This is a genomic window from Oscillospiraceae bacterium (genome assembly GCA_015065085.1).
In the GTDB taxonomy this organism is placed as follows: Bacteria; Bacillota; Clostridia; order Oscillospirales; family SIG627; genus SIG627.
Map to the genome: position 1 here is coordinate 94,047 of SVQW01000007.1, position 14,667 is coordinate 108,713.

The 14,667-nt window shown below is 38.7% G+C and carries 11 protein-coding genes and 1 pseudogene; 6 read left to right on the top strand and 6 right to left on the bottom strand.

The genetic code is table 11. The annotated features are described in order from the left end of the window. The first annotated feature begins 190 nt into the window (after positions 1–190). From E7588_06400 to E7588_06425, 6 genes and pseudogenes are all read left to right on the top strand, one after another. Positions 191–1,030 carry an integrase gene (locus tag E7588_06400; protein MBE6688893.1) on the top strand — a complete coding sequence of 280 codons (840 nt, stop codon included), beginning with the start codon at positions 191–193 and terminating at the stop codon, positions 1,028–1,030. Between the two features lie 325 nt (positions 1,031–1,355). Then, the gene (locus E7588_06405; GenBank protein MBE6688894.1) at positions 1,356–2,525 is read left to right on the top strand and encodes a hypothetical protein; all 1,170 of its coding nucleotides are present in this window, start codon (positions 1,356–1,358) and stop codon (positions 2,523–2,525) included. Beyond that, complete coding sequence (locus E7588_06410) at positions 2,522–5,947, top strand: hypothetical protein (protein ID MBE6688895.1); 3,426 nt, start codon at positions 2,522–2,524, stop codon at positions 5,945–5,947. Before E7588_06405 ends, E7588_06410 begins: the two co-directional genes overlap by 4 nt. A 12-nt stretch (positions 5,948–5,959) precedes the next feature. After that, positions 5,960–6,934 (top strand): hypothetical protein, encoded by a 975-nt coding sequence (locus tag E7588_06415; protein MBE6688896.1) that lies wholly within the window; start codon positions 5,960–5,962, stop codon positions 6,932–6,934. A gap of 880 nt (positions 6,935–7,814) precedes the next feature. Further along, on the top strand, positions 7,815–8,300 hold the full coding sequence (locus E7588_06420; protein MBE6688897.1) for a hypothetical protein: 486 nt from the start codon (positions 7,815–7,817) through the stop codon (positions 8,298–8,300). Between the two features lie 222 nt (positions 8,301–8,522). Continuing rightward, positions 8,523–8,678, top strand: a pseudogene (locus tag E7588_06425) (site-specific integrase). 76 nt (positions 8,679–8,754) lie between these two features. Here the strand turns inward: E7588_06425 and E7588_06430 are convergent. From E7588_06430 to E7588_06455, 6 genes are all read right to left on the bottom strand, one after another. Continuing rightward, positions 8,755–9,318 (bottom strand): hypothetical protein, encoded by a 564-nt coding sequence (locus E7588_06430; protein MBE6688898.1) that lies wholly within the window; start codon positions 9,316–9,318, stop codon positions 8,755–8,757. A gap of 11 nt (positions 9,319–9,329) precedes the next feature. After that, positions 9,330–12,332 (bottom strand): S-layer homology domain-containing protein, encoded by a 3,003-nt coding sequence (locus tag E7588_06435; GenBank protein ID MBE6688899.1) that lies wholly within the window; start codon positions 12,330–12,332, stop codon positions 9,330–9,332. A gap of 8 nt (positions 12,333–12,340) precedes the next feature. After that, complete coding sequence (locus tag E7588_06440) at positions 12,341–12,601, bottom strand: hypothetical protein (GenBank protein MBE6688900.1); 261 nt, start codon at positions 12,599–12,601, stop codon at positions 12,341–12,343. A 2-nt stretch (positions 12,602–12,603) separates the two neighbouring features. After that, entirely contained in the window at positions 12,604–13,116 is a 513-nt protein-coding gene (locus E7588_06445; protein ID MBE6688901.1) for a hypothetical protein, read from the bottom strand. A gap of 94 nt (positions 13,117–13,210) precedes the next feature. Next, entirely contained in the window at positions 13,211–13,666 is a 456-nt protein-coding gene (locus E7588_06450) for a hypothetical protein (GenBank protein ID MBE6688902.1), read from the bottom strand. Positions 13,667–13,872: 206 nt separating this feature from the next. Continuing rightward, positions 13,873–14,463: a hypothetical protein gene (locus E7588_06455; GenBank protein MBE6688903.1), complete on the bottom strand. Its 591-nt coding sequence runs from the start codon at positions 14,461–14,463 to the stop codon at positions 13,873–13,875. Between the last annotated feature and the right edge of the window lie 204 nt (positions 14,464–14,667).

Sequence of the window (14,667 nt, forward strand, 5' to 3'; positions counted from 1 at the left end):
ACAGTTTTTTGAGAATTTTATCCAAGTAATATACACCCTAAAATTGCTTAACTTTCTGGGTGTATATCAAATCGATTTTTAATTAAAGCGACAAATTTAAGGATAAAGATACAACTCCCATGGTATAATTTTAAATACCGTGGGAGTTTTTTGTGCTCTTGATGGTTAATAACACTGAAAGAGGTTTGAAATGAAGATTATAACAAATGATATGGTGAAAACGTATGAACAATATTTGATTAATGATGAAAAAGCAAAGGCAACAATCGAAAAATATGTTAGAGATGTTTTGTGTTTTTATAGTTCGAATAAAAATTGCCAGATCACAAAAAGCATGGTTCTCGAGTATAAAAACAAGTTGCTTGAACATTACGCTCCTTCAAGTGTAAATTCGGTACTGTCTTCACTGAATAGTTTTTTTGATTTTTTGGGGTGGACGGAGCTTAAAGTAAAAACTGTCAAAATCCAAAAACAGCTTTTCGCAAATGATGATAAAAGCTTGACCAAAGCTGAATATGAGCGTTTGCTGGGAGCGGCAAAAAACAAAAATAATTGGCGCTTAAATCTAATAATGCAGAGTATATGCTCTACCGGTATTCGCATTTCGGAACTGAAATATATAACGGTAGAAGCTCTGTCTGACGGCAAAGCGCAATTAAGCAATAAAGGAAAAACAAGAGTTATTTTTTTGCCGTCCAAGCTATGCAAAGTATTAAAGCAGTATGTAAAAGAGCAAAAAATAAAAAGCGGTGCTGTTTTTGTTACCAAAAACGGCAAGCCGCTTGACAGAAGCAATATATGGTCTGATATGAAAAAGCTGTGTGAAAGCGCTAAGGTTTTACCGTCAAAAGTGTTTCCGCATAACCTAAGACACCTTTTCGCCCGGACATATTATTCCATTCAAAAGGATATTGTAAGACTTGCTGATATCCTCGGACATTCAAGCGTAAACACTACACGCATTTATACGCAGGAAAACGGCGAAATTCACAGACAGCAAATACAGAAGCTCGGTCTTTTGAGGTGTTAACAACATAATTGACATTATGTTGTACTCTGCAGACTTATCACGCTACATATTTTAACACAATAGTGAATAATTGTCAATAGATTCCCACAAAAAACAACAAATATCAAGTATGATATAATATTTGAAATGACTTGTGGATAAAAATGCAATAAGTGACAAGGCCAATGAAAAGAAAATTTTTCATTGGTCTGTTTTGCGTGCATTATATTTCCCTGACGATGTGATTTTATGGCAACAATACCGTTTGTCATCTCTCGATAACGCCTCTGAGACATACTTCAACCACATAATGTCAATTATGTTGTTATGAGATAAAGGGGTGTGAATGATGTATCTTGATACGTTGGATACAATACGTTTTAACAAAAAGTATTATGAAAATGCCAAGTATTCCCATAGTTTTGCAAAAGCATCAATAATGTCAAACTTGTTGTTAGGCAATCGTATAGTTCTTTCGCAATCGCAGTTATTGGATTCAAAATTCATACTTGAATCCATTGGAGATGCCGGCTTTCGTAGACTTATTGAAGATAGATATATAAATACCTCGCTTTATAAGTATGAACATAATACACCTTTTACACAACATCTGGCTAATCGTATTAAAAGTGAAGGTTTTTTGTTTTCACATATCGACGATGATCCCAAAAATCAAAATGAATATCGGCAAAATGTAATTTCTATACTTGAGGGCAGAGCCCATGGTTCCGTATGCAATGATGATAATCTCATAGCAATACAATATATGTCAGAATTTATTACATCGTTGGAACGTACACGAGGATATAATCATTATATAGCTATTGAACGTAGGGAAAAACTATCCGATTGCTTATTATGTCATATAAGTTTAGTTAGTGATGCCGATGAATTTGAGAGTTTGAAAGAATTGATTTCTTCGGCATCACCTCAATCAAAAAACAACCGTGCATATTATTACAAAAATGTAGACAGCAATCAGAAAAGGTGTAAAGCCATAGTAGATATTTACTATAACTATATTCTTTCGTTATCTGTAATGGGTACAAACGCATCTTTTGAAATAACAGCATATAAAGACATCTTAACTGAGGCGGATTGGAATATTTTCGAAGATATGTGCAGTACAAATGCAGAATTGATACAAGTAGATTATTATGCCGGAGAATCAAAAATTAAAACTGAATGGAATGAAATATATGATTATCTGGAATTTTTGAAAAATAATCAATTAGGAAACTACTATTTTAATCTATTCAGAAAATATTTGCTTGAAACTGGAAAAATAATACTTTCTTTTGGCTCTGACATATTAATGCTTATGGGTGGAATATTGAATGTTGAAAATCCGGCAGTTGAACTTAGTATTTTTGGAATCCAAAGTGTAATTGAAAAATTTAAAGGGTTGTCATTTGGTGAACAAACGGTGCAAAAGATCTTAGATGACCTCAAAACAGAAATTGAAATTCAGAAAATTCAAAAATTAAAAAATATGAAAGGAAAAATAAAAAAATGAAAAAAAGAATTCTATCATTGGTGTTGACAGTTATGATGCTTGTCAATATCGGCATGCCTGTTTGGGCGGAAACCGCAGAACAGACAGCAACGCTTTCAGCTACTACTGTAACACAGTCGCAAGTTTTAGAAAGGATAAACGAATTAACTGAACTTTTAGAAGGAACATATTTCACAAGATATAAAACAAAATGCACGTCATCATCTCCAAACAGTAACAGCGTTAATGGTTGCCACGATTCGTGCGATAATTGTAAAATCGGAAACATCATTACAACCGATTGGTTTAAAACTATGTTTGGGATAGGATCCGGACAAACCGTTTCTATACCAAACGGAACGGAACAATGGTCTTGCCATGGATTTATGAATGTTGCGTTTTGGTACATATTTAAGCTTGACAAGGCGGAAAACATCCGATATCAAGTAAATTCATCACGGTTGTCATTTGCAGAGTTAATTAATACTGCACGCCCTGGGGATTATGTGAGGGTATGGAAAAATGGAGAATCCGTACACTCTGTTATATATATAAGCGGTGATTCCAATGGATTTCGCATGTTAGACAGCAATGGAACGGGTTGTAGCGCAAGCAATGGATGTAAAGTACAAAATCATTACGAAACATACTATAATAATTCTGCATATACATTCAATGTTGTACGCGCCTACAATTATGATACTTCTTCAGATCAAACAATTACATATTCTTCAATAGTCCAAGGTGATTATTACCTCAACAATAATGGATATCGTATGAATGCGTTGGTTGATGCTCAACAGCAAAATTCCATTAACGCAAGCAACGGCACGATCAATAATAACATGAAATTTACTTTTACCAAAGATGGTAATTATTACAAAATAGCACCTTCATACACTCAAAATAATCTGGTGTTAAATGCATTTTGGTTGAACTACTCTTATACTTCAGACGGCGACGAGGTGACATTGTACAGCAACACAAACGATCCATCACAGCGCTGGTATTTTGAAGAATGTAATAATGGATATCTAATACACCCTGGAGATGCAACGCATCTTTCTATTACAAGAGATACATCGACCAATAAAATATATTTAAAAAGCACGACCAAAGCTTCTAATCAAATTTGGTCGCTTGAAAGTACAGAACAATATACTGTTTATTTTAATGCCAATGGAGGAGCGACACCTACATCGAGCAAAACGGTGATCAATGGTTCTACCTATGGTACACTCCCTACACCAACCAGAACAGGGTATACCTTTAATGGTTGGTACACATCTTCGAGCGGAGGAACACAAATAACAAGCAATTCTATTGTAAATACGAGCGCAGATCATACTCTTTATGCGCAGTGGACACCGAACACATACACCATAACATTTAATGCCAACGGCGGTACAACTCCTACTGCAAGCAAGACGGTAACATATGGTTCAACATATGGCACGTTACCGACTCCGACAAGGTCGGGATATACCTTTGATGGTTGGTTCACCGCAGCGAGCGGCGGAACAAAGGCAACAAGTGCAACAACTATGAGTACAGTGGGTGACAGAACGCTTTATGCCCACTGGACACCCAGCACATATACTGTTACCTACAACGCCAACGGCGGCACAAATGCACCTGCTGTGCAGACAAAAACACATGGTGTAAATCTTACTCTCAGTGCCGCCTATCCTACAAGAACAGGATATATATTCCAAGGTTGGTCAACTTCCGCAAGTGGCTCTGTGGTATACGGAGCAGGTGCAAACTATACCGCCAATGCAAACGCAACGCTTTACGCAGTGTGGTTGCCAACAAATTTGACAGTATATTTTGATGCCAATGGCGGAACAAATTCGACTTCAAGTAAAGTTGTAACGTATACTTCAACCTATGGTACACTGCCTACACCCACAAAAACGGGATACAGCTTTAACGGCTGGTATACCTCTTCGAGCGGAGGAACACAAATAACAAGTAGTTCTACTGTGAATACGAGTGCAGATCATACTCTTTATGCACAATGGCGCCCCGGCAACTATTACTTGAGTCTCAATGGTATGCTTGATGATGTATCCATGGGTAGCCTTGTTGGAAGTGACGATGTCACTTTCGGAACTGTTGATATATACGTAGGCGGAGTAAAAGTCGCAGATGATGTAACGGATTATTATGTTCAGCATCCATATGGCTCTACATATTCCATTGAAGATATAAAGCCCGCCAAAGGAAAGGTGTACGAGGGTGTGTCTTCCGGAAATATTAGCGGAACAATTCGGGCAGGTAACACCGGTATAGTTCTTGCATTCAGAACATCGTACTATATTGACTATAACGCCAACGGTGGAACGGGCGCACCAGAGCCGCAATACAAGCTTTACGGCAAAGCACTTACTCTCAGCAGTACGGTACCCACACGCGATGGCTATACGTTCAAAGGCTGGTCTATTTCCAAAACAGGTGCTGTTGCATATCAGCCCGGAGGCTCATACATCGACAACATATCAACAACACTTTATGCAATCTGGGAAGAAAACTACATAAAGCCCGAAAGCATTGTCCTCGGCACTCACAAAACCTCTTTAAAGGTTGGAGAAACCGATACGGTTACATGCTCGGTGCTTCCTACAAATGCAGAATGGGAATCCATGTATTTCCTGTATTACGACGAAGATATCATTGATATGGCATGGGTAGCAAACGAAAATGCCTTTACCGTCACAGCAAAAGCGGTTGGCTCTACCGATATCATAATTGAGGTCTTGGACGAACACGAAAACACAGCTCAGGCACAATACACACTTGAAGTCACAAAAGTAATTGACGAGAATGCACCTCAGTTTGTTGTAGAACAAAAAACCTCACGCGCAGGAAGCACAGTGGATGTAACAATTTCCGTGAAGAACAACCCTGGTATCATATTTGCAAAATTCATTGTTACATGCGGTGATGAGCTTACTTTAGTAAATGTTACAGACGGCGGTATATTGGGTCATGCAAATCATCCCAAGGATAAAACAACTCCATATACCTTATACTGGAATAACGGAACGGCTGAAAGCGATTTCACTTCAAACGGCACGGCGGTAACCCTGACATTTGAAATTGACAGTGAGGTAGCCGACGGTTTCTATCCGATAAGCATAGAAGAAGTCACATCTGATACATTCAACTATGCAGATGATACGGTCTACTTTGAATCCGTCAACGGCGGTATCAATGTTATCTCCAAAATCATAGGCGATGTAAATGGAGACGGCGAAGTAACCGCACGTGATGAAAGAGACCTTTCCAGACATATCGCAAGTTGGCCCGGTTACGAGGATATTGATACATATACTGCCGATGTCAATGCCGATGGCGAAGTAACTGCACGCGACGAAAGAGATTTATCAAGACACATAGCAAGCTGGCCGGGATATGAAACCCTGCCTCATGTTAAGTAAAGGAGAATTAATATGTTTAAGAGAATTTTAGCACTTTCCTTTTTGATTTTTGTTATCGCACTGATGGTGAGCATGCATGCGTTTGCTGCCGAAAACGGAGTGATTACGGTTGAAAAAGTGGAAATTCAACAGGGCGAAACTGTCGCTGAGGTTAAAATCAATGTAACTGACAATCCCGGTCTGATTTTTGCAAAAATGAATGTGAGCTTTGACAGTTCACTTACACTGATTGCTGTTGCCGATGGTGGAATTTGGGGTCACGCGAATCATCCCAAGGATAAAGCAAACCCTTATCCTCTGTATTGGAACAACGGTACTGTTGAGGAAGATTTTACGGAAAATGGAACAATAGTTACACTCACTTTCAGTGTGCCGGAAAACATTGTGGCAGGAGTATACCCAATCAATCTCTCCGTGGTACAGAACTCTACATTCAATTACGATGACGAAGACGTAAATTTTAATGTCGTAAACGGTTCAATAACCGTTAAAAGCGCAAGCAAGATAAGCGGTGAAATGATTGGTGCACAGATGAGAAACGACGGCATAGCCGGACTGCGTTTCGGTAATAAATTCAATGTTAACAATAGTTTTCTTACTTCTCTGACAGGTGGAAATACTTATAACACACTGGGCGCTGTGTTTGCCGATGGTATAAGCAATGTAAGCTTCGGCACACTGGTAATTCCCGTTTTTGTACTGGAGGATAACAGCCTTACCGCTACAAATCTTACTCATGCCCTTTGCGGTGACATGGATGTTGCTGATGTACCCTGTAAAAATATCTACGATTACGATTCAGACAGCTTTACATATACTGCCGTAGTGACAAATATCCCCGATAAGTTTTCAGGTGGCAAAATTGTCGCACGTGGATATGTGAAATACACCGAAAACGCTCAAACAGTTTATCATTATCTTGACACGGTGACAGCTTCGCCTGAAGATGTAAAGACTCTTTTAGAAGGAGTGTGGTATAAAGACTGATTTTTTTGCCCCTTCTGATACAATTAATTTAAAATGCTTCTGATACAAAAAGGCTCTGACACGATCAGAGTCTTTTTTTGTAAAACCACATGGTTGTCAATTATGTTTTCGAAGCAAAGATAAATCATAAAATATTATTAAATAGTCTATGACTCACATTTGTTTTCATTTAATGTTTGAATTATGTGATTTACCCCCACCGAAATTATTTCTTCGGCGTGGTGTTTGATCAAAGACTGGCGACAGTTGGAATATCGTTTGGATTACCGGTGTAAACTTTGTTGAGTTTTGTGCCGTTGATAGTACTAACATATTGTTTTTGTAGAAACCTGCCTTTTTGAAACTCTGCTACATCTTTTCATACAGATTTCGGGTTACTATAATTGGCAAGATCAGATTTTGGGTTGCGGAGCTTTGCTATGGCAATATAGTATCTGCGAAATGCATGGAACGACAGATATCAAATTCAATCAAATACATGCCGGTTCGACAGCCACAGTTTGGCGCCCTTATAGGAAAAAAAGAGTCCTTGTGACTGTTTAACATTTGGGAATATGAATAACCAAAAAGTTCAAAAGAAAAAAAGAGCTTTCGTAACAAAAGTCCATTTTGAGTGTAAGATGTGCCATATGGAATCGTCCAACCATTGCTCAGCTTTTTCGTTGGTCATGATACGATAAATTCACCTATAATTATTTGTTATTATCATGAAAATGTTTTATTGCAAATATAGTAATTGTATGGTATAATTATTCTTGTTAAGAAAAAATTGCTATAGAAGAAATAATTGTCGCGGAATTATTAAACGATATCAATTGTCACTTAATAAATGACGATAAAAATGTAACTACGTAAATTAATCTACATATGAGAGGTAAAAATGGAAGCTCGTAAACAAACTTATATTTCTATATTGGCTTTAATCGTTTCTGTTGTTTCTTTGGTTACAACCTATTATTTAGAATATAGAGAGAATTTAGAAGTTATAGGGGAAAATATTGAAATTGTTTCTACAGATTTTGATAATAGTCTAGTTGAATGCAAAGCAGAAGTGATTGTAGCCAATCTCTCTCGTCATACTGTTCCCTTGACAAAATTACAATTATACAAAATTCATAGCGGCTTCAAGGATGCCGAAAGAATCCATGAATATTTCTGCCCGGATTTACCATTAACACTTGTTTCCGGTGGTGTTGAAAGGGTTACCATTACATTTCAATATAAACTCAGCTCGGATGAAATGAAAGATATAAAGAATAAAGCTGAGTTATTAGAGTATTTTGATGGAAGAACTATGTCAATTCGATTCAATACTGCAAAAACAAAAACCTACTCTACTAATATGAAGTTTAGTACTGCAAGCTAAAATAATTCCGGCCAATATAATTGGTTAAATTTTGAAGTCTTGTAATTCTATATATTCCACCAATTGTTCTTATTATCAACTTCTTCCAAAATCCTTGAAACAATCTTTTTTACATGATAAAATACCGTCACAAAACACCCGAAAGGAGAATTATAATGGCGGTATTTAAAAGTAATCGCGGAAGCTGGATTTTTAAGTTTTATTACACCGACTGGAAAGGTGAACGCAAGCAAGCTTATTGAAATCAGAATTGCACCGCTTGCAATAAGCGAAAGATGGGGATATGAAGACATTCAGACAACGCTTAATACATATTCGCACTTGTATCCCAACAAACAAGGTGAGATAGCTCAAAAGCTTGAAAGCTTCATAGATTAGTACGTTTTTAGTACGCAGAACAAAAAAAGAATCCCGAAAGCCTTGATTTTTTCAAGGCTTTCGGGGATTTTTCATTTTATTCCCATTCAATTACATTATTAAAGGAAGAAAATAACTCTATCAATTCTTCCATAGCTTTCATTGGAAGAAATCCATCCTGGTTATCATGCGCATATATAGATTCTCCGGAAGCGTATTTTATATCAATCTGTTCACCATACATATCGGGAAGTCCTGATACATGGTGGGTATATCCATTATGCTTTGCCAAATCATATTTTGACACGATTTCCTGAAGTTTTGTCATAAAAGAGGAGTCTGTTTGAAACTCATATTTATCCCCGTTTCCGGCTCGATCGTGCCAATCAAATTTTGCTTTTACTGTATCATCTTCCATCACAGCGCTCAACTTATAAACCTTGCCTGCAAGCTCGCTTTCTTCATCAAAAAATGAAGATATAAACGAAAACTCGGAACCATAGCTTATAATTTCAGTTGATTCAATAACCTTTGGTGAATCATCGCCTGAATTGCGTGTTACAACACCACCATCAATATTGTCGGTATTACGTCGGAACAATCCACATCCGCAAAATCCCATTGTCATAAGCAAGATAATACTTGTTATAATTCGTGACATATTACCACCTCTCATTTACCCGGATTGATAAAACGATAAAGGAATGTTACGACCTGTGCTCTTGTGCAGTTGTTGTCAGGTGAAAAGGTAGTGGCACTTGTTCCGCCGGTTATACCTTGTTCTACTGCCCATAGAACAGCTTTGTAATAATAGCTATCTGACTTCACATCGGCAAAAGGATTATTTTTTCCGTTCGGTTCAGGCTGACCAGCTGTTCGCCACAAGAAAGTAACAACCTGCGCTCTTGAGCAAGTTTCATCAGGAGAGAAAGTAGTATTACTTGTACCGCCGGTTATTTTACTGCCGAATGCCAATTTTACAGGTTTGTAGAAATAATCGCTTGTTTTTACATCTACAAACGGCAAAGTTATTGCCGCAGGCTCGGGTGAACCAATCATTCTATGGAGGAAAGTAACAACCTGACCTCTTGAACAATTTGCATCCGGTGAGAATGTGTTTGCACTTGTCCCTCCCGTAATGCCTTCCTTTGCTGCCCACAAAACAGCATCATAGTAATATTGCCCCTTTATCACATCAACAAAAGGATTGGATTTTGTCTCCTGCGTTTTATCTGTCTGTGTAGGCTTTTCCGGTTCTTCTACTTTTTCTTCCTCAAGGATGGGGAATGTGTAGCTGATACGAACGGAGGTATCGTGGAACCGTTCGATATCATCACTCTCTACGTAAAATCCATCAACCGATGCACTCACACTTTCAGCAAATTTTGCAGTATAATCCCAACCCGAACGGATTGTATCTATATACATTTCTACTGTATAAGCCTTGCCTTCCTTGAAGGTGTCGTCATAGCCCATATATTCGCCGTCTTCGTACCAGCTGATGTTGTCGCATTCGTAATAGTTAGGCTCTGAAGATACAGGCTCTCTGTCTGCTTTCTTTCCGGCTTCGGGGAAATCAAGACCTGTCATAGTTATGGAAGAAACGGTAACTGCTGATGTTCTTTCAATGTGTTTTACGGTCATAAGAGTACCATCTGTTTCATACTCTGCCTGTTCACCGTTTACAATTACAACAGGGTTATACTGTGCATTATGATCTTTACTGAAGGTGTAACCGTCTTCTGCTCTGAGGAAGATTGTGACACGGTATGCGCTGTCGCTTGCAAGAAGGGTGTCCTCTGCAACTCCGAAGTCATTTGCGTAAAGTCCCCAGCGGATACCGTTCTTTGTAAATTCATCACCGCCATCGGCAAAGCTTATGCCTTCTCCGCTGATTAAGCCGAAGTATTCAGGTGAATATCCTGTTTTAGGGTTCGGAATATCGATATGCACACGATCTATTCTGACTTTGCCGTCATCTGCCTCACCGTAGGAAAAGTCGCAGGTGCGGCACTTATAGACTATTGCGTTATCTGCCTTTTCGCCGTCAAGGAAAACGTGTTCTTCACTAAGAAGAATTTTGTTACATACCGAACACTGCATAAAATGCTTATCGTTGTCAAAATGGAGGTGTTCGTCCTCATTATATGAATGATTGCATTCTAAGTTATAAACCTTTGACCAAAGCGTTACCGCTCTTTTTGTGGCAGAAAGTTCATAGTCGCTTACTCTGTCGCCCATAATCGAGAAGTTGGGGGAAGCGGAGAAAACATAGTCACTTTCAAGCATTACCTCAACCTTTGCCTGATATTTTCCTGCAACCATTGTTGTTTCATCATCGCAAGGCTCATCGTTATGATACCATTCAACAGAATAGCTTCTGATGCCATCTGCGTTGCAGGAGAGAACATCGGGGGAAAGAGTCATGCCGTAAGCATTTGTTCCGTCAATGTTAAGTCTTGATATTTCTTTTCTGGCATCTCTGCCCGACATAAAGCTTCTTCTGTCGGCGTTTGACATATGGTGCGTGACAACAACTGTTGCCGGGCCGTCATTTCCGGTACCATTAAGCTTTGACCATTCGCTTACAGGTAAGGTTTCACCGTTAAGCTCTGCTGTATTTCTCTGCGGGTCAAGCATATCAGAAGTAAGTCTTACACTTCCCACATCAGATGCAGGATGGTACTTGTAGCCATATCTTTGAGCGTGTCCTATAACATAGGGTTCCCAATAACCGGTCAGTGTAACATTTATGGTCGGAACCAATAAAACACGCAGGTGATTTGTGCTGAAGGTTCCGCCTTTAACTGTTACATTGGCATTTTTTGTGGCTCCGAGAACATCAGCATTTCCTTTGCCGTGGAATGTACCGCCGTTGATGTTTGTGTTACCGCCCAGAAGTCTTAAGCACGCAGAGCGTCCAAATTCAACGTCCACATCGTTATCGTTATCTTTGACATATGTTTCAAGACTTGAAAAACCTCTGCCGAGGAAAATACCATCGTTTATCAAAAGACTTCCGTCTTTTACTGTGATGCAGTCGCCGTTTACTTGTTGCCATGCATATCCGTCAAATCTTGCACCGATTGCCAATCCCAGAACTCCGAACTGTATAGTATAATCAAGCATATGCCTTAAATCATAGACATCTCTGCCGTCATATATCCACATCTTTTTTGAACGGCCTGCCTCAAGTGTACCGCCGTTGATTGTTACGGCACCGCCGTCAACTTCCAAAACATTTCTGTGTTTTACAGTATCGTTAAAATATCTTGGACCCATATCAGTTCTGGGTGTTTCCATTCTTCCATAGCAGAACAATTTACCAGAATCATCTCCGCTCGTGTCATTGATAACGAGCGATGCACCGTTCGGGACTCTTATCATAGTGGTTTCCACACCTGTTTCGGCATTGAGTTCAACGGATTTGCCGTTCAGATTTAAAGTTTTTTCACCACTGCCGAGCGTTATCCAGTAAGACCCTGCATCTTTTACCTGACAAGTGTAAATAATGTCACGGGTAACGATAATGTTCTTGTCTCCGTTGCTTGCTAAAATGTTTTTAAAGTCCTCGACTGTGCCGACCTCTATGTATTCCGATTCTGCGGAAACCATCACCGGAACCAATGACAGCATCATTATTAAACTTAATAAAACACCCAAAAATTTTTTCATTATTGAAATCACTCCTTATTTCTTTTGTATCTCACAAGATTCCCAAAACTGTCCTCGATAGATAATATATTTTCACATATGGAATATTTGAATGTGCTCGGCATCAAATCACCTGAAAAATGAATTGTTACACTATCTCCGTTATCTGTATATGTAAATTCTTTTTTTGCATAAACGAAAGAATAAAAGCCTTTTCCTTCAGACAGAAAATTATATGCACAAAAGGACAGCTCTGCGCTTACCCAACATCCGATAAGTTTATTATCCATAGCTATGCCCACGGATCAGCTTCTTTTGGAAGTCTGATTTCAGAAAGACACTGAATATCGTTTAAAAACCATTGTCCGGTTGAAGGCTTCTGACGAAGCTTTACAGAACGCATATTGTCAGCACCGCCACTTTTAACCCAAAGGGTTGCCCAATTTTCATTATCAAAGGAATACGGATTTTCATATATTGCTATTGTCATAGGTTGAGACGGAGTATAACCGTTGTCAGGTGTTGCACCGTCAAAATATGAAAATGGTATATATTCTTTTTCATAAAGCCTGTCTTTATAAAACTGCTTTTCATAAGGACTTACGCTTTCGGGACCTTTGAGAAAGTCAAGCATTTCTAAAACGATGTCGGGATTATCTTTATACAAGCACAATGCAAGTACAGTAAGTGCCGCAGTTTTGAAAGGGGTATCAAGCGTTGCTTCGGGAAGAGCCTGAAGCTCACTTAAATTTTGTGGAATAGCAGTAAAGCTAAAGCATTCAGACCTGTTTTTACCTTTGCCGATAGAATTTACCGCATTAGTTACAACTTTTGTCGTTTCTTTGCGAATTGTGCTTTCAGCTATATTTTTTAAATAATCAAAAATACCCATAACTTTTTCACTCCTTTTCATATCGCATTGTCATAAATGTGAATAGTCCGTTTTCATCAATAGCTTTTGCCCAAGTATCCGTAGCCTCACCAAATGCTTCGCCTTCAATACCGGAATCAAACCACAACTCTCCGTTTCTTTCTTCCCAAGCAGAACAGCTCATGCAAATCATACCGGGGCGAAGTTCTTTTTCTCCTCCGCTTTCCAATTCAGCAAGATAACTTTCATATTCTTCTTTTGGAATAGGAATAAGCATCAAGAGCTTTCCGTTATCGCAAATTTCAATCAACGAACTTGTAATTTGCTTTCTTTCACGCATTTCATCGGCAACTGCATCTTCATCTGTTTCGTCAATATAAGGCATCGGAGAATTCAGATATTCTTCTGCGCTCAAATATATAAGTTCGCCTGACTCGTTTATTACGCCGATAGAATGAAATCGCCATTTACCAATATAGTTCATAATGGTACCTCCAATATTATTACTTATCGCTTTCGTCAAAAACATCTCCGCACTCAGGGCAGAACTTCGGAGGGTTAATTGGATCTTCAGGTATCCATTTACAACAAGAGTGTCGCTATCCATACTCTCACAGTAAAATAATCTCTCCAGGAGTCTGCGAGTGCTCCGCCAAGTGCTCCAATTCCTGCTTTTAATAATCTTATAATTTATTCTCCTTCCTGGACATATAAATTTTCATCCATTACTCCATAATCTGTTATATCCCACACATCGGGGTTTTTAATAAGCTTTCCATCACCGCCGATTTGAGGGCTGAATTTATGTCCGCTCAAATTCAGCTCTGTGCTGATTTCAATATTCGAATGCAAATCGGACAGATTACATTTAACGGTAAATGCTTCGCCGTTATATATGGTATGTACTTCGCCTGTATCAAGATTTGTTATATCGACATCCTCTTTATATCTCGGCACGATTAAGTACCATTCATCGCCCTCGTAATCAATGTGACCAATCTGCTCTATGGCAAAATCATCCAAGTCAGCAAAAATTCCTTCAATATACGTATGACGGAACTCCATTCTGTCACCATATCCTAAAAATGCCACCGCAAACATCGGCTGACCATCGTAATTATCAAAGTCGAATACATTTGCATATATGCTTCTGTAATCCGCGTCCTTATACACCATACCAGTTTTGTCAAGCGGTTGCGGTTTTTCTGTTGCACACCCAAAGAGTGATGCTAACATTGTGATAATAGCCATAAGCTTCATAATATTTTTCACCATTCTCATAAAATCACCCCGCATATAATAATTCTTCAAAGCATTCATCTTCGGGAATACCGTTTACTTTTCTCGGCCAATCGGAAACATCAATATTAAGCCTTACAACTGAGCCGTTTTCTGTCTTTAAATCAACGAAAGTTTTTCCGTCTGTCTGATATGGTGTGAGTGATGTGCCAATTGGAAGCTCTGTTTTTTCCATTTCAGGCAGAA

Excerpts from the sequence above, each read along its gene's own strand:
- E7588_06400 (MBE6688893.1), top strand. The coding sequence starts at position 191 with ATGAAGATTATAACAAATGATATGGTGAAAACGTATGAACAATATTTG.
- E7588_06405 (MBE6688894.1), top strand. The coding sequence starts at position 1,356 with ATGATGTATCTTGATACGTTGGATACAATACGTTTTAACAAAAAGTAT.
- E7588_06410 (MBE6688895.1), top strand. The coding sequence starts at position 2,522 with ATGAAAAAAAGAATTCTATCATTGGTGTTGACAGTTATGATGCTTGTC.
- E7588_06415 (MBE6688896.1), top strand. The coding sequence starts at position 5,960 with ATGTTTAAGAGAATTTTAGCACTTTCCTTTTTGATTTTTGTTATCGCA.
- E7588_06420 (MBE6688897.1), top strand. The coding sequence starts at position 7,815 with ATGGAAGCTCGTAAACAAACTTATATTTCTATATTGGCTTTAATCGTT.
- E7588_06430 (MBE6688898.1), bottom strand. The coding sequence starts at position 9,318 with ATGTCACGAATTATAACAAGTATTATCTTGCTTATGACAATGGGATTT.
- E7588_06435 (MBE6688899.1), bottom strand. The coding sequence starts at position 12,332 with ATGAAAAAATTTTTGGGTGTTTTATTAAGTTTAATAATGATGCTGTCA.
- E7588_06440 (MBE6688900.1), bottom strand. The coding sequence starts at position 12,601 with ATGGATAATAAACTTATCGGATGTTGGGTAAGCGCAGAGCTGTCCTTT.
- E7588_06450 (MBE6688902.1), bottom strand. The coding sequence starts at position 13,666 with ATGAACTATATTGGTAAATGGCGATTTCATTCTATCGGCGTAATAAAC.
- E7588_06455 (MBE6688903.1), bottom strand. The coding sequence starts at position 14,463 with ATGAGAATGGTGAAAAATATTATGAAGCTTATGGCTATTATCACAATG.